Source organism: Occallatibacter sp. (assembly GCF_049582745.1).
Classification (GTDB): domain Bacteria; phylum Acidobacteriota; class Terriglobia; order Terriglobales; family Acidobacteriaceae; genus Telmatobacter.
In genome coordinates this window covers 1-20,876 of record NZ_JBAUUO010000145.1, presented here as the reverse complement: position 1 = coordinate 20,876, position 20,876 = coordinate 1, and the positions used below count along the sequence as shown (strand labels likewise).

At 60.0% G+C, this 20,876-nt stretch carries 17 protein-coding genes; 6 read left to right on the top strand and 11 right to left on the bottom strand.

The annotated features are described in order from the left end of the window. Window positions 1-809: 809 nt before the first annotated feature. Both cysE and cysK read right to left on the bottom strand, forming a co-directional pair. Entirely contained in the window at window positions 810-1,538 is a 729-nt protein-coding gene (cysE, locus tag WCA10_RS20615; protein ID WP_472824408.1) for a serine O-acetyltransferase, read from the bottom strand. A gap of 168 nt (window positions 1,539-1,706) precedes the next feature. Continuing rightward, window positions 1,707-2,681 carry a cysteine synthase A gene (gene cysK / locus WCA10_RS20610; RefSeq protein ID WP_472824407.1) on the bottom strand — a complete coding sequence of 325 codons (975 nt, stop codon included), beginning with the start codon at window positions 2,679-2,681 and terminating at the stop codon, window positions 1,707-1,709. A 332-nt stretch (window positions 2,682-3,013) separates the two neighbouring features. Between cysK and thrS the strand changes: the two genes are divergently transcribed. Next, on the top strand, window positions 3,014-5,047 hold the full coding sequence (thrS, locus tag WCA10_RS20605; RefSeq protein ID WP_472824406.1) for a threonine--tRNA ligase: 2,034 nt from the start codon (window positions 3,014-3,016) through the stop codon (window positions 5,045-5,047). Window positions 5,048-5,130: 83 nt separating this feature from the next. Here thrS and WCA10_RS20600 read toward each other — a convergent pair whose 3' ends face one another. The 7 genes from WCA10_RS20600 to add form a co-directional block, all read right to left on the bottom strand. Then, on the bottom strand, window positions 5,131-7,554 hold the full coding sequence (locus WCA10_RS20600; protein WP_472824405.1) for an ABC transporter permease: 2,424 nt from the start codon (window positions 7,552-7,554) through the stop codon (window positions 5,131-5,133). A gap of 297 nt (window positions 7,555-7,851) precedes the next feature. Then, entirely contained in the window at window positions 7,852-8,886 is a 1,035-nt protein-coding gene (gene tdh, locus WCA10_RS20595; protein ID WP_472824404.1) for an L-threonine 3-dehydrogenase, read from the bottom strand. Window positions 8,887-9,001: 115 nt separating this feature from the next. Next, entirely contained in the window at window positions 9,002-9,982 is a 981-nt protein-coding gene (locus WCA10_RS20590; protein WP_472824403.1) for an SEL1-like repeat protein, read from the bottom strand. A 135-nt stretch (window positions 9,983-10,117) separates the two neighbouring features. After that, window positions 10,118-11,539: a dihydrolipoyl dehydrogenase gene (gene lpdA / locus WCA10_RS20585; protein ID WP_472824402.1), complete on the bottom strand. Its 1,422-nt coding sequence runs from the start codon at window positions 11,537-11,539 to the stop codon at window positions 10,118-10,120. Between the two features lie 95 nt (window positions 11,540-11,634). Then, on the bottom strand, window positions 11,635-12,639 hold the full coding sequence (gene miaA / locus WCA10_RS20580; RefSeq protein ID WP_472824401.1) for a tRNA (adenosine(37)-N6)-dimethylallyltransferase MiaA: 1,005 nt from the start codon (window positions 12,637-12,639) through the stop codon (window positions 11,635-11,637). Window positions 12,640-12,701: 62 nt separating this feature from the next. Continuing rightward, window positions 12,702-12,890 carry a hypothetical protein gene (locus WCA10_RS20575; RefSeq protein WP_472824400.1) on the bottom strand — a complete coding sequence of 63 codons (189 nt, stop codon included), beginning with the start codon at window positions 12,888-12,890 and terminating at the stop codon, window positions 12,702-12,704. A gap of 77 nt (window positions 12,891-12,967) precedes the next feature. Beyond that, window positions 12,968-13,957 (bottom strand): adenosine deaminase, encoded by a 990-nt coding sequence (add, locus tag WCA10_RS20570; RefSeq protein ID WP_472824399.1) that lies wholly within the window; start codon window positions 13,955-13,957, stop codon window positions 12,968-12,970. A 685-nt stretch (window positions 13,958-14,642) separates the two neighbouring features. On the opposite strand from add, the gene purD reads away from it, so the two are divergent. Beyond that, the gene (purD, locus tag WCA10_RS20565) at window positions 14,643-15,923 is read left to right on the top strand and encodes a phosphoribosylamine--glycine ligase (protein WP_472824398.1); all 1,281 of its coding nucleotides are present in this window, start codon (window positions 14,643-14,645) and stop codon (window positions 15,921-15,923) included. 63 nt (window positions 15,924-15,986) lie between these two features. Here the strand turns inward: purD and WCA10_RS20560 are convergent, their stop codons facing one another. Together WCA10_RS20560 and rpsU are read right to left on the bottom strand one after the other, a co-directional pair. Next, on the bottom strand, window positions 15,987-16,340 hold the full coding sequence (locus WCA10_RS20560; protein WP_472824397.1) for a zinc-ribbon domain containing protein: 354 nt from the start codon (window positions 16,338-16,340) through the stop codon (window positions 15,987-15,989). A 268-nt stretch (window positions 16,341-16,608) separates the two neighbouring features. Then, window positions 16,609-16,806 (bottom strand): 30S ribosomal protein S21, encoded by a 198-nt coding sequence (rpsU, locus tag WCA10_RS20555; protein ID WP_109489384.1) that lies wholly within the window; start codon window positions 16,804-16,806, stop codon window positions 16,609-16,611. Between the two features lie 217 nt (window positions 16,807-17,023). Here rpsU and WCA10_RS20550 point away from each other — a divergent pair, with 217 nt between their 5' ends. From WCA10_RS20550 to WCA10_RS20535, 4 genes are all read left to right on the top strand, one after another. Continuing rightward, complete coding sequence (locus WCA10_RS20550; RefSeq protein WP_472824396.1) at window positions 17,024-17,542, top strand: gamma carbonic anhydrase family protein; 519 nt, start codon at window positions 17,024-17,026, stop codon at window positions 17,540-17,542. A 63-nt stretch (window positions 17,543-17,605) separates the two neighbouring features. Then, entirely contained in the window at window positions 17,606-18,415 is an 810-nt protein-coding gene (locus WCA10_RS20545; protein WP_472824395.1) for a phosphatase PAP2 family protein, read from the top strand. A 103-nt stretch (window positions 18,416-18,518) separates the two neighbouring features. Next, window positions 18,519-18,857, top strand: a complete 339-nt coding sequence (locus WCA10_RS20540; protein WP_472824394.1) for a PadR family transcriptional regulator — start codon at window positions 18,519-18,521, stop codon at window positions 18,855-18,857. A 21-nt stretch (window positions 18,858-18,878) separates the two neighbouring features. Further along, entirely contained in the window at window positions 18,879-20,759 is a 1,881-nt protein-coding gene (locus tag WCA10_RS20535) for an ABC transporter permease (RefSeq protein ID WP_472824393.1), read from the top strand. The last annotated feature ends 117 nt before the right edge of the window (window positions 20,760-20,876 follow it).

The window sequence follows — 20,876 nt, the reverse complement described above, 5'->3', positions numbered from 1 at the left end:
GAGGGCGCAGCGCATTCCATCCAGGCCAGGAGGTCATCCTCCAATCAAAGGCCGTATACATGTGCGCAGACCATTCCGCCAAACCTCATTCTTCGCTTGCAAAACGGCGGCGGACCATACATGACGGGTTGACGGTTAACCGCCCGCAAGCCGCTTTATGCGCCTCAAGCGCCATCCAAGAGCAATTGCTCCGACACCAACTACCGCCGAAATTGCCATAGCAATGCCCACGTCTCTCGCGAGACCATGTAGGTCAGAGTTGGACAACCAGCCTCCAGAGCTCCTCCCTCCCCACTCCATCCATGCAAGGAAACACCCAAAAGCAAGCGCACAGCCGCCAAGGATTTGTAACGCGCCACCGATGATCGTGATGATTGACGATCTCATAGTCCCCAGCGAACGCTCTTCTTTGAGACATCGACGCCATAACGAGAGACTGGGTATTGGATTCACTCAATCTCTTTCGGATACTGCTCCTTCATCGCCTCATCAAACCTCTGCAGTTCTCGACCTTTTCTACGGAGGTAGATTCCGCTAAGGAAGCCGACTGCGCCGCGTCGCCGATCTGTGTGATTTCAGTATCGAAGCGTTTCTGTGCTTGCGCGAGAGACTGCGCGACGACGATTACACCTGCAACGAGAAGCAGTCCGAGGGAGAAGTTGGCCCGGGTGTACATGGCGTGTGCCCTTCAGTGTGACACAAAACCTGGAGTTCCGCGTGTGTGGTGGCCTATTCGTCAGTGGCCTATTCGTCAGTAACAAAGTAATTAACAGAGAACCGATTCTATCGACAACTTCGATCCGGCTTGATCAGATGCCTTCGCCCATGGAGACGTATTCGGAGAGCTGGTTGAGTTCCTGGCGGTAGGCGGTGCGTTCGGCTTCTTCGGCGGCGAAGGGTTCGAGGCGGCGGACGTGAGCGCCGAGTTTATCTTCAAGCTCTTCGACGCGGGCGGAGAGTGCGATGAGGGCGTCGGAGAGCGGATCTTTGACGTCGTGCGGATCGGTGATGAGGACGCGCTGCCCATTGCGGTAGACGATGTGCGCGGGGACGCCGACGACGGTGGAGTTGGGCGGGACGTCGGAAAGAACGACAGACCCGGCGCCGACGCGGGAGTTCTGGCCGATGGTGATGTTGCCGAGGACGTTGGAGTTGTTGCCGACGAAGACGCCGTCGCAAAGAGTAGGGTGGCGCTTGCCGTGTCCCTTGCCGGTGCCGCCGAGGGTGACGCCTTGATACAGCGTGACGTCGCTGCCGACGATGGCGGTTTCGCCGATGACAACGCCGGTGGCATGGTCGATGAAGAGCCGGCGGCCAAGCAGCGCGCCAGGATGGATGTCGACGCCGGTAAAGAAGCGGGCGAACTGCGAAAGAATGCGCGCGGGCAGACGGAGCTTCATCTGCCAGAGCCGGTGAGAAACGCGGTGATACCAGACGGCCCACAAGCCCGGATAGCAAAGCATGACCTCAAGCCAGGAACGCGCGGCGGGGTCGCGTTCGAGGACGGAGCGAACATCTTCGCGGATGCGTTGGAACATGATCGTACTCGTGAAAGCAAGGGTTAAAACCCAGAATCTTCTTGCTCAGTTTGCGGCCCTTATTACAAAGCAGGTCTGCAGTGAGCTTTTCTGAAGCCTGTGAAATCGTGTCCTTCTTAATCCATATCCGGCCCCATTTCGGATAAACGAAAAACGTCGAACTGTTCCTTACAGCGTAACCGCCTGCGTGGGCAAAGCCAGCACTTCCTGGCGGAGCGAATCAAACAAGACGCTGGAAAGATAACGCTCGCCGAAGCTGGGTAGAATGACGACGATGAGCTTGCCCGCGTTCTCAGGGCGCGCGGCCACTTTGAGCGCCGCAGCGACGGCTGCGCCTGACGAGATGCCGACGAAGAGGCCTTCTTCAAGCGGGAGGCGGCGGGCCATGGCGATGGATTCATCGTTGGTGACCTGGACGACTTCGTCGATGAGCCTGGTGTCGAGGATGCTGGGAATGAATCCCGCGCCGATGCCCTGGATTTTGTGGGGGCCGGGCTTGCCGCCGGAGAGGACGGGACTGTCGGTCGGTTCGACGGCGATGGCTTTGAACTCGGGCTTGCGCTCCTTGATGTAGGTGGCCACGCCGGTGAGGGTGCCGCCGGTGCCTACGCCGGAGATGAGGATGTCCACTTTGCCGTCGGTGTCTTCCCAGATTTCGGGGCCGGTGGTCCAGACGTGAATTGCGGGGTTGGCGGGATTGTCGAATTGGCCGAGGATGTAGCCGTTGGGGGTGTTGGCGAGGATCTCGTTGGCCTTGGCGATGGCGCCTTTCATGCCGCTGGGGCCGGGGGTGAGGACGATTTCGGCTCCGAAGGCGCGGAGGAGGACGCGGCGCTCGATGCTCATGGTCTCGGGCATGGTGAGAATGAGCCTGTAGCCTTTGACAGCGGCGACGAAGGCGAGGGCGATGCCGGTGTTGCCGCTGGTGGGCTCGATGAGGACGGTTTTGCGGGGCGTGATTTTGCCTCTGCGCTCGGCGTCTTCGATCATGGCGTTGCCGATGCGGTCTTTCACGCTGGAGAGGGGGTTCTGGCTCTCGAGCTTGGCGACGAGGGTGGCGGGGAGTCCGGCGGAGACGCGGTTAAGGCGAACGAGGGGAGTTTTTCCGATCAATTCAGTCACGTTTGCAGCAATACGCGTCATGCAGAGTCTCCTTCGACGGGAAGCAAAAGCCCAGTCGGCATTGTTTAAAGGTTAAGGTATTGGCGCCGCGGGATCAGGAGGGAGAAGTCGTGCGCGAGCCGTGCGCACTTGTGCATCGCAGCAGGCACCAAGCGGGCGTTAGCGACATCGGCGCATGGGGATAGCGTAGACCTGCGAGCCGTTGAGTGGCAAGCTTGCGGGTCGACCTCTTTCTCTTCCGCGCGGGCGAACCGGTTGGGAGCTGGGTCCACTTTGCGCCGTTATATCCTTAACGCAGAGCATTCGTTCGCGGTTAACGCGCGGCCGGATCAGTCAGGACCCTGAAAAACATCATGAGCACGCATAATATTGCCATACATTTGCCCGACGGAAGCATACGCGAAGTTCCTGCGGGAACGACACCTCTCGATATCGCCAACTCGATTTCGCCGCGACTGGCTGCGGCTTCGGTGGTAGCCCGGCTTTCTCCCGTGACGATGGAGACGAAGGCGAAGGCGACTGCTGAGGGCGAGTCGGAGGCTGCGATGTACGCGGCGGAGGATGCTTCGGCTACGCGGTTGGTGGACCTGTCGACGCCCCTGAACACGGATACGAAGCTTGAGCTGGTGAAGGAGAACGATCCCGAGGCGCTGAAGGTGGTGCGGCACTCGGCGGCGCACGTGCTGGCGACGGCGGTGCTGGAGCTGTTTCCGGAGACGAAGCTGGGGCATGGACCGGCGACGGATGCGGGTTTTTTCTATGACTTTTATCGCGAGAAGCCGTTCACGCCGGAGGATCTGGCGGCGATCGAGAAGAAGATGGCGGAGGTTATCGCGCGGGACGAGCCGTTCGTGCACGAATTTGCTGGGAGAGATAAAAGCCTGGAAGGCTTTGAAAAGGACGGCGACTTCATGAAGACGCACTTCGTGACGAAGTTCACGGAGCCGGGGTCGCAGGTGAGTTTCTATCGCAACGGCAAGTTTGTGGATTTTTGCCGCGGACCGCATGTGCCGTCGACGGGGCGCGTGAAGGCTGTCAAAGTGATGAGTCTCTCCGGCGCCTATTGGTTGGGGAGCGAGAAGAATCCCCAACTGCAGCGCGTCTACGGAACCGCATTTTTCACGCAGAAGGCATTGGACGAGTACCTGGCACGCCTTGAAGACGCAAGGCGCCGCGATCACCGCAGGCTCGGTAAAGAGCTGGAGCTGTTCACGGTGAATGAAACCGTGGGCGTCGGTCTGCCGCTTTGGCTGCCCAAGGGCGCCACAGTCCGCCGGCTGCTGGAGGACTATATCCTCGATCTGGAACGAAAAGCGGGATACGAGCATGTGTACACGCCCGATCTTGCCAAGGTCGATCTATACATCCGTTCCGGCCACTGGGCACATTATCACGAAGACATGTTTCCACCCATGGACCTGGAAAACGAGCGCATGGTGCTGCGGCCCATGAACTGTCCGCACCACATTCTCATCTATGAAGCGAAGCCGCGCAGCTACCGCGATTTGCCGGTACGCCTGGCGGAGCTTGGCACAATGTACCGCTACGAGCGCTCGGGCGTGCTCAGCGGGCTTAGCCGTGTACGCTGCATGACCCTCAATGATGCTCATATCTTCTGTTCGCCGGATCAGATCAAGGAGGAATTCTCCGGTGTGATGAAGCTGGTGGAGCGCGCTTACCGCGATCTCGGCATCACTGAATACAGCTACCGCCTCTCGCTGCGCGATCCGGCCAACAAGGAGAAGTACGTCGATAACGACGCGATGTGGGAGTTGGGCGAACGCGTTCTGCGCGAGGCCATGGACTCTCTCGGTTTGAAATACCGGGAGGCGCGTGGCGAGGCGGCGTTCTACGGCCCCAAGCTCGATATCCAGCTTGCGGACGTGATGGGCCACGAGGAAACCTACTCGACCGTTCAGGTCGATTTCCACCTGCCCAGTCAGTTTGGACTGGAGTACACCGGCGCCGACGGCGCACGCCATCGGCCCGTGATGATCCATCGCGCCATCATCAGCACCATGGAACGCATGGTCTCCTATCTCATCGAGCTTTACGCTGGGGCGTTTCCGCTGTGGCTGGCGCCGGTGCAGATCGGGCTGGTGCCGATCAGCGAGCGGCATGTTGCGTATGCGGCGAAGCTGGAAGCGGAATTGAAGGCTGCGGGTTTCCGAGTCGAGAAAGATGTGCGTAACGAAAAAATGAATGCAAAGATTCGCGACCTGGCGAACCAGAAGATTCCGTACATTCTTGTGTTCGGCGACAAGGAAGAGGGTGCCGGTGCGGTCAGCGTGCGCACGCGCGGCAAGGGCGACCAGGGGTCGATGGCGCTGGGCGAGTTTATTGCGAGGGCGAAGGGGTTGGTGGAGAGCAAGTCGACGGAGTTGTGAAGAGTTGTGTGGGTTGTAAGCATGCGGCAAAAGATTCAAGTGCTGTCAACCGACTGAGGGACGAACTCGATAGAATCTCAGAACTACTCCGTCCGTAGCACACGCATCGGCGAAACGGACGCCGCTCGCCTTGCAGGCAGGAAGCAGGCCAGGATTGCCGCGGCGAGCAGAACGGCTGCGACCGAAATGAAGGCGGCGAAGTCGAGCGCGTGTACACCGAAGAGAAGGCTCTGCATGGCACGGCCAACGAAATAGGCGCCGATCAGTCCGAGACCAAGTCCTATGGCGGCGAGGAGCACACCGTCACGAATGATGAGGCCGATGACCCGTTCACGCGTGGAGCCAAGAGCCATGCGGAGCGCGATCTCATGCGCGCGCTGGGCCACCGAAAACGACATGACGCCATAGATGCCGAGTCCGGCGAGGAACAGGGCAACAGCCGCGAAACTGGTGAAGAGGATGAGTGTGAATCGCTGGTTGGCCATGGATTCGTCGACGACTTCGTCGAGAGTCTTGGGCTCGGCGAGTGCGACGCTGGAATCGACCTGGTGCACCGCGGCGGAGATGCTGTTGAGCATCGCCGACGGGTTCTCAGACGTGCGCACAGCGAAGCCCGCCTGGGGCCAGGGAATCTGGTAGAAGGGGATGAGCATTTCCGGATTTTCGTCGCGCTGATCCGCAGTGTGCACGTTGTGGTAGATCCCCACGATCTGCCATGGGATATAGCCGCCCAGCTTGGTGACGCCCGGGATCAGTTCTTCGACGAGCACGCGCTGATGAAAAGGATCTTTGCCCTTCAGGTATTTGCGCCCGAAGTCCTGGTTGACCATGGCAACTTTAACGGTGGCTGCCGTGTCCTGATCAGTGAAGCTACGTCCCGAGATGAGCTGAATGCCGTAGGCATTGAAGTAATCGGGAGTCACCATGCCGAATCTGGTGTTCGGGCGTTGCGATGGATCCGCGTAGGTCTGCCCGCCATCGAGCATGAACGGCATGCCAAAGCCCGGCCCGTAGGGCGGCTCGCCGGTCATCGCAGCGGTGTGTTGCACGCCGGGAACAGCAGCGATGTGGGCGAGAATGTCCCGGTAGTAGGCGGAGATTAGCTGAGGATCCTTGGAGCGGGTTTCCGGCACCGGCAGAAAGAAGGTGAGGACGTGGTCGATCTTGATGCCGAGATCGACATGGGCGAGGTTCCAGAAGCTGTGAATGGTGAGGCCAGCGCCGGCGAGCAGGGCAAGCGCAAGCGCGAACTCGCCGATGACGAGAATACGTCGCAGGAAATGCTTGCCGGCGCCAGTGCCGGCGCGTCCACCTTCTTTGAGAGTTTCCGCAGGATCGACGCGAGATGCATACCAGGCGGGAGCGGAGCCGGCCAGCAGACCGGCTATGGAGGTCGCGACGAGCGTGAACAACAGGATGGGAATGTTGAGTCGCAGATCGGCCTCGCTGGGCAATGTATTGCGCGGCATGGCGGCGATGAGGCCCTGCAGCATCGCATAACCCATGCCGATGCCCAGGGCTCCTCCGGCGAGAGCGAGGATCAGGCTTTCCGTAAGAAGCTGGACGAAGATAGTGCTGCGACCGGCACCGAGTGCGCTACGAACGGCCAATTCCTTTTGCCGCGCCATTCCGCGCGCCAGCAACAGATTGGCGACATTGACGCAGGCAATGAGCAGCACGAATCCAACGGCTCCCAGGAGCAACCAGAGCATCTTGATGCGTTCTTGGGGCAGGAAATCGTTCTTAAGTCCCTCGACATAGGAATCCCAACCCTTGTCGCTCTTGGGATATACCTGGGCAATGTGCGCAGTTACGGCGTCCATGTTTTGTTGCGCCCGCTTGATCGTGACGCCCGGTTTAAGTCGGCCCATCATCAAGAGCCAGTGGAAGTCGTGGTTGACCTGTTCCGGCTTAAAGACCAGCGGGACGGTGAGCTGCCCTTGCTGGCGATCGAAGATGCCCGGGCGCTGCACGCCGACGACGGTATAGGGGGCGCCGTCCATCTGTAGAGTAGTGCCAACGATTTTGGGATCAGCGCCCAGCTTGAGCCACAGCTTGTGGGTGAGGATAACGACGTGATCGCGGCCCGCTACTCCCTCTTCCGGCAAGAAATAGCGGCCCATGAGGAGCGGCTCACCGATCATTTGCAGCATGCTGTAAGTCTGTCGGTTCCCATCAACGTACTCCGGCTTGTCTTTGGTGGCCAGATTGAAGCTGGCGCCCGTCCAGGCGCAAAGGTCCTGGAAAACCGTGTTCTGCTGCTTCCAGTCGAGGAAGTCGCCCGCGGCAACTCCATTGTGATAGGTCTGGATTTTCGACCACACCATCACCAGCTGATCGGGTTGCGGATAGGGCAGCGGAGCCAGAAGCGTCGCATAATCGACCGTGAAAATGGCGGTGTTGGCACCGATGCCAATGGCCAATGTAAGCAGAACCGTGACGGTCAAGCCAAGGTTTCGAGCCAGCATACGGAGGCTGAAGCGGATGTTTTGAACCAGAGTCTTCATGCCTGTCTCCCCTGTAATCTGTGCTCTAGAAGCCTTCAGTCCTCGGAGGGATTTGCGGATCTTGTCTGCATCAGTTGCCTGCGTGGATTCAGCCTTCAGTTCACCAGTGCAACCGTGATGTGATGATTCGAATAATCCGTTACGGTCTGTAACATAGCAGGTAGGGGGCCAATCGTCAGGACTGAAAACAAAAGACTTATACTGAGGCGAGAGGGAGCGTCAGTGTCCGGAAGAACGATCGACGTCCGAAAGCGGACATTGAAGGGACCAATCGGGGATGATTTTCAATCGGGTCAATCAGCCCAGGCTGGTCCAGTCGAGGACGACTTTGCCGGTGTTGCCGGAGATCATGGCGGCGAAGCCTTTTTCGAAGTCGCTGTACGCGTAGCGATGGGTAATGACGGGGGAGATGTCGAGGCCCGAGTCAAGCATCACCGACATCTTGTACCAGGTCTCGTACATTTCGCGGCCATAGATGCCCTTGATCGTGATCATGTTGAAGATGACGGGACGCCAGTCCATGGGAATGCTCTTGGAGGGGATGCCGAGCGCGGCAATTTTGCCGCCGTGACTCATGTTGGCGATCATGTCGCTCAAGGCCTGCGGGTTGCCGGACATCTCGAGGCCCACATCGAATCCTTCGGTCATCTTGAGTTGCTTTTGCACTTCACTCAGCGAAGTTTCGGTGGGGTTGATGGCGAGCGTGGCACCCATTTTGCGCGCGAGATCGAGACGGAAGGGATTGAGATCGGTGATGACGACGTGGCGGGCTCCGGCGTGGCGGACAACGGGAATTGCCATGATGCCGATGGGGCCGGCGCCGGTGATAAGCACGTCTTCACCGAGCACCGGGAACGACAGGGCGGTGTGGACGGCGTTGCCGAAGGGGTCGAAGATGGCGGCGACTTCAAGATTGACGCCGGGATGGTGGCGCCAGATGTTGGTCATGGGCAGCGCGATGAATTCGGCATAGGCTCCCGGGCGATTGACGCCGACACCCTGGGTGGATACGCAGAGGTGGCGGCGGCCGGCGAGGCAGTTGCGGCAGCGTCCGCAGACGACGTGGCCTTCGCCACTCACGATATCGCCGGGAAAGAAGTCGTTGACGTTGGTGCCGACGGCAACGATTTTGCCGACGAACTCGTGGCCGATGGCCATGGGGACGGGGATGGTTTTTTGGGCCCAGTCGTCCCAGTTGTAGATGTGGACGTCGGTTCCGCAGATGCCTGTGTAGAGAACACGGATGAGGACATCGTTAATGCCCACGGTGGGTTCGGGGATGTCTTCCAACCAGAGTCCGCGCTCGGACCGCGCCTTCACCAACGCCTTCATTCAGGGCCTCCCGTAATTACCAGTCCGATGAAAGTGTAATGGTTTTGAGCGGGATGGGATTCACCTTGCGGCACGACGGGAGACGCCGGGGAATGGAGAGCGGTTTGCAGCGCGGCTATTTTGGATTCGTTCTTGCGGGATCGAAGGGTGAATGGGCCGGATCCTCGGAAAGGCTGGCGGCTTGCGATTCAGCTACGCGGGCCTGCGCGAGTTCTTTCTGGCGCGGCGTCATGATGCCGGCCAACTGCTTGAGGACACGCGCTGCCGTTCCGTCTCCTGCAGCGGCAGCGCGGCTGTACCACAGATACGCGGTTACATAGTCGAGAGGCACGCCACGGCCGGAGTAGTAGAGAGTAGCAAGGTTGTACTCGCCGCGGGTTACGCCTTGATTTGCAGCCTCAGCGTAGAAGGCTGCGGCCTGGTGGTAATCTTTTTCGACGCCGAGGCCGTCTTCGTACATCACGCCGAGGTTGTTGTCGGCTTCAGCAAGACCCTGGGCGGCAGCCTTGCGATACCAGAAGAGCGCCTTTGCGTAGTCGCGCGCGAAAGCGACGCCGTGATGGTAGAAGGAACCAAGGTTGTTCTGGGCGACTGCATTTCCGTGTTCCGCGGCCTTGCGGTACCAGATTGCTGCTTCAGCATCGTCGCGTGAAGCGCCGCGGCCGGCATGGTAGATGTTGCCGAGCTTGCATTCGGCGAGGGGATCTCCCTGGGCGGCGGCCGCGCGATACCAGCGGATAGCCAGGGTCATGTCGCGCGACTCTGCCCAGCCTCTCTCATAGAGCGCGCCGAGATTGACTTGAGCCGGTGCGAAGCCCGCGTTTGCAGCAAGGGTGAACCAGTGTGCCGCTTGCTGATAGTTCTGCTCGATGCCCCGGCCGAAAGCGTAGGCGAATCCCAGATTGTTTTCGGCGAGAGGGTCTCCGGCTTCGGCCTTCTGTTGAAGATCTTCGATGATCTGGGGTGCCGCGTTTTGGGCGTCGTCGCCGGCGATGGAAGCTGCAGGAAGATTCGGTTTTACCTGGCTTAATAACCGCTGTGCGGGAAGAGTAAGGATCGCAACTGCAAATAATGGAGATAGGAATATGGATTTCATGGTTCTCCCCTTCCGCGATCAGGCGGAATGGAGAATCCTAGCTCTCTTCATCAACTTTTCTCAAGTAATTAATGATCCTTTAATGACTAAAGTTGCCTTCATCCGAAATATATTTCGCTCCCTGTTGGGAAATCGTTATGCGTTGATCGCCATTCCCTCGACCGCGGCGTATGCGTCGAGCATGGCCTCGCTGATGGTGGGGTGAGCGTGGATGGTGAACATGAGTTCGTCGATGGTGCCTTCAAGTTCCATGACGGCAACGGCTTCGGCGATGAGTTCAGTGGCCTGGGGGCCGATGATGTGCACGCCGAGGATTTCGCCGTACTTCGCGTCGGCGACGATTTTGACGAAGCCGTCGTGGCTGCCGACGATGGTGGCTTTGGAATTTCCGGCGAAGGGAAATTTGCCGACCTTGATCTCGATGCCCTTCTCCTTGGCTTGCGCTTCGGTGAGTCCGACTGAGCCGATCTGGGGATCGGAGTAGGTGCAGGCAGGCACGCGGTCGCGACGGACGGAGCGGTATTTGCGGCCGGCGATCTTGGTGACGGCGACGATGCCGCTCATGGATCCGGAGTGGGCAAGCTGCGGCAGGCCAGCGACGATGTCGCCGATGGCATAGATGCCGGACTCGGCGGTTTCCTGGGCTTCGCCGACTTTGATGAAGCCGCGATCGAGCTCGATTTTTGTTTTGTCGATGCCGACGTCGGCGATGCGCGGAGCGCGGCCCACGGCGACGAGGACTTTCTCGGCTTCCTTCTCGACGGGTTTGCCATTCGAGCCGGTCCAGGTGACTTTGACGCCGGTGTCGGTCTTCTCGATTTTTTCGACTTTCGCGCCGGTGTTGATGTCCATGCCACGTTTTTTGAAGACTCGGGTGAGTTCCTTGGAAATCTCTTCGTCTTCGGGGGGCATGAGACGGGGGAGGAATTCGACGAGGGTGACCTCGGTGCCGAAGCTGCGGAAGATGGAGCTGAACTCGACGCCGACCGCGCCGGCGCCGATGACGATGAGGGATTTCGGGACCTGGGGGACGGCGAGCATTTCGATGTTGGTGAGGATGCGGTCGTCGGGCTTGAGGCCGAAGATCATTTTGGCGTCGGAGCCGGTGGCGAGGATGATGTTTTTGGCTTTGACTTCGGACTTGGCGCCGTCGGGGCCGGTGAGATCGATGGTGTGAATGCCCTGTTTGGCTGGGCCGGTAAGGCGGCCGTAGCCGGAGATCACGGTGACCTTGTTCTTCTTCATCAGGAAGCCGAGGCCCTTGGTGTGCTTGTCGACGATGGAGGTTTTGCGCTTCTGCACGGCGTCCCAGTTGAGGGTGCGGCCGTCGACGTTGTCGATGCCGTATTCGGCGGCGTGCTTGAGGTGGTCCCAGAGTTCGGCGTTGAACAGCAGGGCCTTGGTGGGGATGCAGCCGACGTGGAGGCAGGTGCCGCCGAGGACGCTGGCGAATTCGATGAGGGCGACCTTGAGGCCGAGTTGTCCGGCGCGAATGGCCGCAGTGTAGCCTGCCGGTCCGCTGCCGATGATGGCTACGTCGTAGAGGGTGTCTGCCAAAGCGAACTCCGATCTTGAGGGCTCATGATTCCACCAGAGCGCCAGTTTCCATTGTTCAGTTTAATGCTTGCATCTGATTGGATGTGGGACGGTGCTCATTGATTCGCAAGCACGAGATCGGCGGCGATGCGATGCGTTTCGGAGTCGTTGCCGAAGGCTTCAATCCAGTGGACTTCGGGCTCGCGGCGGAACCAGGTGAGCTGACGCTTGGCGTAGTTGCGATGGCCCTGCTGGGCTTCGGCGATGGCGGTTTTTTCGCTGACACCCCGGAGAAGAACCGACTGGGCCTGGCGGTAGCCGAGGGAGTCGAGGGCTTTGGCGGGACCGTAGCAGGCGAGGAGCGCGCGGGTTTCTGCGATGAGTCCGGCGGCGAACATTTCAGTACAGCGTTGATTGAGGCGGTCGTAGAGCAACGCGCGGGGCGGGTTGAGGCCGATGCGGAGGAGGCGGAAGCCTGTGAGCGGGTCGCGATTTCTTTGCTCGTCATCGAGGACAGCGGACATGGGCTTGCCGCTCGCAATACAGACCTCAAGGGCACGGATGAGTTTAGGCGCGTCATTTGGATGGATGCGCGCTGCTGAGGGCGGATCGATGCGTACAAGGAGTTTATGAAGCCATGCGGGGCCTAATCGATCGGCCGTGCTGTGAATCCGCAGGCGTAGGTCTTCGCTCCGCTTTGGCCCGGCGAAGAGGCCTTCAGTAAGCGCGCGGAGGTATAGGCCGGTGCCGCCGGTGACGATGGGGAGTTTGTTGCGATTGGCGATTTCGCGCAGTGCAGTGCGGGCTTGACGGCTGTAGTCGCCGGCGGTGTAAGGCTGGTCGGGATCGGCGATGTCGATGAGGTGATGCGGGATGCGGGCGCGTTCGGCGGACGTGGGCTTGGCGGTGCCCAGGTCCACGCCGCGGTAGACGGCGACGGAGTCGCAACTGATGACTTCGCCGTGGAAGCGTTCGGCGAGGGTGAGGGAAAGGGAGGTTTTGCCGCTGCCGGTGGGGCCGAGGAGGAGGACGGCGAGAGGGGTCGATGCGGGGGCTAAAGCCCCTTCATTGCTCGAAGTCTCTTCGGCACGACTAAAGTCGTGCCCTGACGCTTTGGCCATTCTCAAAAGCTTCTTGGATTTGGAATCTGCGCCGAAGGCGCCGTTCGCCGCCCGCGAAGGACTCATGGGCGCGACCAGCCGGGGGGGAATATCCACTTTGGGTTGGTGTGGAAAAGCCACCAGACGAGGATGGCGGCGGCGATGATGAGCAGGCCGAAGGTCTGATTGCGGCGGAAGAGGCGGCGTTGTTCGGTGCGGCGCTGGTCTTCGGCCAACTGCTCCAGATAAGGCTTGATGCGGCGTTCGACCATGCGTGTGCTCTTTTCGGCGAATGCGCTGGGCGCGCCGATTCACCACGCATCAGTATAGGTCTGCCGTCGTGCGAATCCTACGAGGACACGGCGTTGGGTTGCGCGAGGCCTTCGAGCAGGCGGGTGCGCGTGGCGTCGTCGAGGAAGGCGGCGCGGAGGGCTTCGCGGTTGCAGGCGGCAAGTTGGTCGTCGGTCCAGGCAAAGTGAGTGCGAAGGCGGGCGTACTCCTGCTCGAGGGTGACGTTGGTGATGGTGCGGGCGTCGGTGTTGATGCCGAGGGAGATGCCGGCGCGATAAAGTTCGTCGACGCAGTGTTCGGCGTAGCTGGGCGTGGTGCGGGTTTGCACGTTGCTGCTGGGGCAGACTTCGAGGTGGATGCGCGTGTCGCGAAGATGGTGGATCAGGGCGGGATCTTCGATGCTGCGGACGCCGTGGCCTATGCGGGTGGGCTGGAAGTGCTGGATCGTTTCCCAGACGCTCTCGGGGCCGCGTGCCTCGCCGGCGTGGGCGGTGCGGTGCAGTCCGTGCTCGATGGCGTAGCCGAAGGCCGGGATGTGCGGGGTAATCGGGAATCCAGCTTCGTCGCCGGCGATGTCTAGGGCTGCGACACGCGTGCCAGCGAATTGCTTGACGAGGTGGGCGGTCTGCAGGCTTTGTTCGGTGTTGAAGTGGCGGAGGGTGCAGAGGATGAGGCGGGCCTCGATGCCGGTGACGCGAATGCACTGCTCGGTGGCGCGATCGACGGCTGCGACGACGGCTGCGGGCGTTAGTCCCTGGTAGGTGTGCAGGAGCGGGGCGAAGCGGAGCTCGGCGTAGAGAACATTGTCGGCGGCGAGTTGTTCGAACACATCTTCGGTGACGGTGCGCAGAGCGTCCTCAGTCTGCATGAGCTGGAAGCCGCGCGGGGCGCGGGTGAGGAAGTCGGCGAGGCTGGCGCATTGCGGCGGTGCGATGAATTCGGCGTCGTATTCCGCGCGCGTGATTTCAGGCGCGAGGCGGGAGACGGCGGCGTAGCTGAGGGAGCAGTCGAGGTGGAGGTGGAGTTCGACTTTGCGGAGGCTAGACACCCGATCAGCTTACTTTAGGCGGTTTGTCCGTTGAAGATGTATCTCGTCGGACGATCCAATTGAAAATCCGTGTGAGTTTCCATCTCATTTGCATGCGGAGCAGCTTCAATCCCCTTAGAGGTGCGGGATCGCTAATCGATACGTCGAGTGGCGGAGGGGGGAACGTGTTAACACTTAGACGAAGCACGCTGCCCGTCTCATATTTGATTCTTGCGGAAGACTCCGTAGGGCCGCTGTTGTCCATTAGGAAAGTGGCGATTACCAACGATCGACACTGCTCATTTCCAAGCGCATCAGAATTGATCGTCCACCCGGCCAACTGGCGGCCAAGCGAATCCGAGAGAAGCCGAGGACCGGAGATGGGTTCGAAGCTCGCAACCGCTCCATTCGGGATATACGTGACGATTCCAAGCACGACGCCTGTTACTCGTGCATACCGCGCAATCGGCGGATAGAAAGCTCTGTCCTCTGGTGCACGACCAGTGATGGCGCACCACCTGCTGGACTCGGCGCCACATCCAAGTGCAGATGCCAGGATCATAGAAAGGAAGACCGCGCGATGCATTGGTTCTGCCTCTATGCTTCATCTTATCGCCGCGCGAGTCGGTCTGTTTGACTTACACCGGCTCAATTGCCGACCATGGATTTTCCGGCTTTGCGGAGTCAACAGGAAGGTTTGAAGTCGATGAAGGTTCTGATCCTTGGTTCGGGTGGACGCGAGCATGCGCTGGCATGGGCTGTGAAGCGCAGCCAACGCGTGACGGAGGTGGTGTGCGCGCCGGGGAATGGCGGCATTGCGCAGGTGGCGCGGTGTGTTCTCGTGGACATCAAGGACGTGGGTGCGATGGTGCGGCTGGCGGAGGTGGAGCAGCCCAGCTTGACGATTGTGGGGCCGGAGCTGCCGCTGTCGCTGGGTGTGGTGGATGCGTTTCAGGAGCTCGGTTATCGTGTCTTTGGACCGACGCGCGATGCGGCGCGGCTGGAGTCGAGCAAGGCGTTTGCCAAGCAGTTCATGAAGCGTCACCAGATTCCCACGGCCAACTATGCGGTGTGCACCGACGCGGCTGAGGTGGAGGAAGCGATCAAGCATTTTCATCCGCCAGTGGTGGTGAAGGCGGACGGACTGGCTGCGGGTAAGGGCGTGATTATCTGCCCGACGCGCCAATTTGCGATTGATGCAGCGCAAGGGATCTTCAGCGGAGAGCTGCTGGGTCTGGCCGAGAAGCAGGTGGTGATTGAGGAATTCCTCGAAGGCGAGGAAGTAAGCTTCCTGTGTTTGAGCGATGGCGAGCACGTGGTACCGCTGGTTCCGGCGCAGGATCACAAGCGAATCGGCGAGGGGGACACGGGACCGAATACGGGCGGCATGGGCGTCTACTCGACCAGCGAGATGCTGGAGCCGACGATGACGGAATGGATCATGCATCACATCGCCGAGCCCACGGTGCGGGGAATGGCGGAGGAGGGGACGCCGTTTGCAGGCGTGCTCTATTGCGGGCTGATGATGACGGCGCGCGGGCCGCAGGTACTGGAATACAATGCGCGTTTCGGCGATCCGGAGACGCAGGCGATCCTGGTACGGCTGGAGTCGGACGTGGTGGATGCGCTGGAGGCATGCGTTGATGGCCGACTTGGGGAGACGGTGCTGCGCTGGAGCCACGGCGCGGCTGCCTGCGTGGTGGCAAGTTCTTCAGGATATCCCGGCAGCTACAAGACGGGGCTGCCGATCAGCGGGCTCAGCCTTGCGGCGCAGACGCCAGGCGTGGAGATCTTCCATTCCGGCACGTCGCGGCTCGGCAACCAGCTTGTGACCAGCGGTGGGCGGGTGCTGGGAATTACGGCGAGCGGCGACACAATCAGAGAGGCGCTGGCGCGCGCCTATGAGGCGCTGACGCAGATTCACTTTGAAGGGATGTATTATCGGCACGACATCGGGCACAAGGCTCTGAAACAGCAGCGGCCGTAGCAATGCGAATGGGCACCGGGCGGCCGACAGGGTGCAAAGCTGGACACGGCGCAGACCGGCCTGTCAGCTCGCCGCAGGAGGTGAGACCGGCGCGGCGGGAGCGACCTTCGGCTGCTTTTGGAAACAGGCGCGGCAGAGAACGGGCCTACCTTGCGTGGGTTTGAACGGGACGGTGGTTTCAGTGCCGCAGGCCGAACACGTGGTCCGGGTTTCAGAACGCACCCGACTGCCGCTGGCGCGCTTTGCCTTGCATTGCTTGCAGTGCTTGGGGTCGTTCTTGAATTGTTTGTCGTGGAAAAACAGTTGTTCACCAGCGGTGAACACGAACTCTGCTCCGCAGTCGTTGCACTTCAAAACTCTGTCGATAAATTCCATGGCCGCTTCCCCAAAGCAGGGAGGACGATCGAAATCGGCCATGAACTTGAGAGCTTGCCGGTCCCGTTTCCCTGTCTTTGAACGCCTTGAACAACAAGGGCCCGGGCCGCAGCAAATGGAGCGGCGATTCTACAGTGTCTCCTGAAAACCAGAGACTGAAATATGTTCGCGCTTAGGGAAACTCTGCTTCAGCGCAATCTGAAAAGTACCGTCACGACATGCCGCCCGATGGTCAAGCTATATGGCCTTCCTCGCCGGGGGACAGCAAGTATAGCCCGGGCGGCGCATGTCGCGGTGTGCGTTGTTTGACTTAATCTTGCTCTTTGCGAGCCTTTTTACGATTCCGCTTGCGTGCCAATGCTGCTTTCACGCGGCGCTTTTCACCGGGTTTCAGGTAGTAGGAATGACGCTTCACTTCCTTGATAATGTCTTCCTGCTGTACCTTCCGCTTAAACCGGCGCAGCGCGTTCTCGAGCGGTTCGCCTTCCTGCAATCGAACCTCTGCCAAAAGAATGCCACCTCCAAACCTGCCAAAGGGCCATATTCATGATACCGGAAGTTGCTGTGATGAGCCAACTTATGTAAAGCCTTTGGATTTGGCTCCCCCAGGTTGCGGGAATGCAATTCAGCGAGTGCGAGGTTTTCCAACAAATGCACCGTAACTTGATTAAATCCGACAATCTGCCGGCTCGCTTACACTGGATTGCTGAGGAGTTGTAATCGCAATGATCCGCCGCTACCAGGGGCATTCTCCCTTCATCCCCGCAAGCTGTTATGTCGACTCTTCCGCGCAAGTGATTGGCGACGTCGAGTTGGGCGAGAACTCGTCGGTCTGGATGAACGCCGTACTCCGGGGCGACGTAAATTCCATTCGAGTGGGTTCGAACTCGAATGTGCAGGATTGCGCGGTGCTGCACGGGCAGCGGTATTTGTATTCGGTGACGGTGGGCGACTGGGTGACGATCGGGCACAACGCCACGGTGCATGGCTGCGTGGTGGAGGATGCGGTGCTGATTGGAATGGGCGTGACGATTCTGAATGACTGCCGGATCGGCGAGGGTTCGATCATCGCGGCGGGCGCGGTTTTGCCAGAGCACACCGTGGTTTCACCGCGGACATTGTGGGCGGGCGTGCCGGGCAAGCTGCGGCGGGAACTTGGCGACCAGGATCGGAAATTGATTCTCGATTACGCGCAGAATTATCTCGATTACACGAAGATCTATCTTGCCGAAGTTGATAAGTAACCTGTGAATGACGATTCGTTCATCTGAATTCAGAATCGAGATCATTTAACATCAAAGAAACCCGTGAATACTTCAGGCAATATCCTTCAGCATCCGTCCCGCCATGTCGGTTTTGTCTTTCTGTTCGCTGCCTGCTTATGCCCGAGTGTTGCGGCGCAGACATGGCCGCCCGCTAAGTCGGTGCCGAATGCGCCGGAGCCGCAGGAACCGGTGACGCTCCGGGCGACGCCGCTGAACTTTTTGAAGGATCAAGGAATAATCTGGTCGAGTCCGGCGCGGATTCGCGGCGAAGACTTTGGATACCTGATTCCGTTGGGGCTGGCGGTCACAGGCGCAATCACCACCGATCACCAGGCGATGTCGGAAGTTGTCTCGCACGATCCGAGTTTCAATAAAAACAATACAGATGCCTCTAACGTGCTGGTGAGCCCGTTCATCGCGGCGCCCGCGGTGATGTTTGAAGTGGGTCACTTCACGAGGAACGATCATGCGCGCGAGACCGGCATTCTGGGCGGCGAAGCGATTCTGGACGGCCTGGTTGTGGAGCAGGGGATGAAGTTCATCTTCTGGCGCGAGCGGCCCACGGTGGACAGCGCCAGAGGCAGATTCTTTCAAACGAGCGTGGGATCGGATTCATCGTTTCCTTCGTCGCACACCGTGATTGCGTGGTCGAGCGCAGCGGTGCTGGCGAAGGAGTATCCGGGGCGGCTGAACGAGCTTGGGATTTACACGCTGGCCACCGGCGTAAGCCTGACACGTGTGCTGGGACAGCAGCACTTCCCCTCGGATGTGCTGGTAGGCAGCGCGTTCGGATGGATGATCGGGCATTACGTTTACAAGCGGCATCACCGCTGGCACGACGAGTCCCATTAAGACAGTCACCTCGATTTTCCTGCAGAGTCCGAGGATCGTTCGTCACCTTTTCCTTGACAATCTACACATTGCGTTTTATAGGTAGATTGTCTAGGAGAGATGAATGGCCCCACTCGAAAAGGCGGACTTGCTGCAGGGAACTCTTGACCTGCTGATTCTGAAAGTCGTTGCGCTTGGCCCGGTGCATGGCTACGGGATCTCGCAGCGCATTCGCCAGATCTCGTCGGATGTCCTCCAGGTGCAGCAGGGATCACTGTATCCGGCGCTGCACCGGCTGGAGAAGCGCGGGTGGCTGGAGGCGGACTGGGGCGAGTCAGACAAGGGCAGGCAGGCGAAGTTCTACAAGCTTTCGGCGAAGGGGCGCAGGCAGCTTGCCACCGAAGAGGATACATGGAACAGGCTTTCGCGGGCCGTGGCCTTGATTCTGGAAACGGCGCGATAATTCGCAACGCTGGAGGCGGTAATGATCTGGAGACGTTCCCCTCGTAAACCAGTTCCCGAAAACGCCGTGGAGCAGGAGATCGGCTTTCACATCGCGGAGCTGACGGAAACTTATATTGCGCAGGGAATGTCGCCGGAAGAGGCGCGGCGGCGCGCGATGCTCGAGTTCGGCGGCCGGGAACAGGTGAAGCAGCAGGTGCGGGAGGTACACGTCTCGGCGGCTCTTGAGAGCCTGGCGTTCAATTTGATGGCTGCGACCCGCTTTCTGCGCAAGTCGCCTTCCTTTTCGCTCGTTGTTACTCTCACGCTGGCGCTTGGGATTGGCGCTAACAGCGCGGTGTTTTCTGCGATCGATGCAATTGTGATTCGGCCTCTGCCGTTTCCAAACAGCGATCAATTGCTCAAAATCTCGCAGCACGATTCCCAGAACCGCGATGCCAACACCTTTGTAGCCCCTGTGCGCCTGGAGGACTGGAACCGCATGGCCTCCACGTCTCAGGGCATCACCGGCTACTACCTCGACGATCTTTCAGAGCTTTCCGGACCGCTGCCCGAAAAAGTGACGGAAGCGCTGGTTGCGCCCCGGTTTCTTCAGGTGCTTGAGGTGTCACCGATACTGGGCCGCAATTTCACCACGCAAGAGGAACACTGGGGAGGACCGGATGCGGTCATCATCAGCTACTCCTACTGGCAGCGAAAGTTTCATGGCGATCCATCGGCGGTCGGGCAGAAGGTACACATCGGGAAGCACTACGACCCGATTGTGGGCGTGATGCCGGAGTGGTTCCAGCTTCCCAATCGCGACGTAGACATGTGGACGCCGAGCGCGCCGGACGCGCCTTTTGCGCAGCGCCGGGACGCCACATGGTTCACGGTGATTGGCCGCATGAAACCTGGCGTAAAGGTACACGAGGCGACAGCCGATCTCGCAACTGTGCAGAGCCGGCTTGGAAAACAGTTTCCCAAGCCGGACAGCGACCTGACGGTGCAAGTGGAACCTCTGAAGGACTCCATTGTGGGCAACGTGCGCAGTTCGATGTGGCTGCTGTTTGGGTCAGTGTCGCTGTTGCTGCTGATCGCATGCTCCAACATCGCTGCGCTGCTGCTGGCCCGGACCACTGAGCGGGAGCACGAAATATCGATCCGTTTCGCGCTCGGGGCATCTCGCCGGGCCGTGATCGCGCAATTGCTGACGGAGGTATTGGCACTGGCACTGCTGGGTTCGCTGGTGGGGCTGAGCGTTGCAGCGGGAGCGGTGCGCGGATTTCACCTGCTCGCCAAGACGCTGCCTCGCGCGGAGGAGATCACGCTTAATTGGCGCATAGTGGTTTATTCGCTAGCGTGCGCCGTGATGACTACCTTGCTGTGCGGACTGTTTCCGGCGCTCCGCGGAACGCGCCGTGGTCTCGCCGTATCGCTCGCTCAAGGGAGCCGTACCCAGGTGTCCACGCGCAACCCCGTGCAGTGGGCGCTGGTGAGCATCCAGGTGATGCTCGCCGTAACGCTGCTGGTAGGCGCGGGGCTGCTGGTTCGGAGCATGGAGGAGATCGGGCGCGTCTCGCCCGGATTTGATCCAAGCCACGTGCTCACGCTGGAGGTGAGCGGGTCGTGGGGAGAAACGTCCGACATGAAAACCCTGGTGCAGCGCATTGATCGAACCCTGGATGGACTTCGCACGTTGCCGGGCGTCGAGGCTGCGGCCACTTCCGCGACTTTGCCGGGCGTCGCCAACAAGTACCAACAGGAATACAAGATCGACGGAAAGGTGGATCCGGGCCAAAGGATCCTGGCCGACAGCCGGTGGGTTTCCGCGGGTTATTTCGATGCCTCGCGTATTCCAGTGCTGGTTGGGACCGCGTGCCGGCAATCCGCGACTACCAAGGACATCGATGTGTCGCGGTAGGGACGATCCTCACGGATCGCCCCCCGCACAGATCCGTACGAGCGCGTCTACGCATACGGCTCTTCTGAAGGATGGATGGCGTAAGAGCGAACCCGGACTACGGTTTGCCTCACGCAC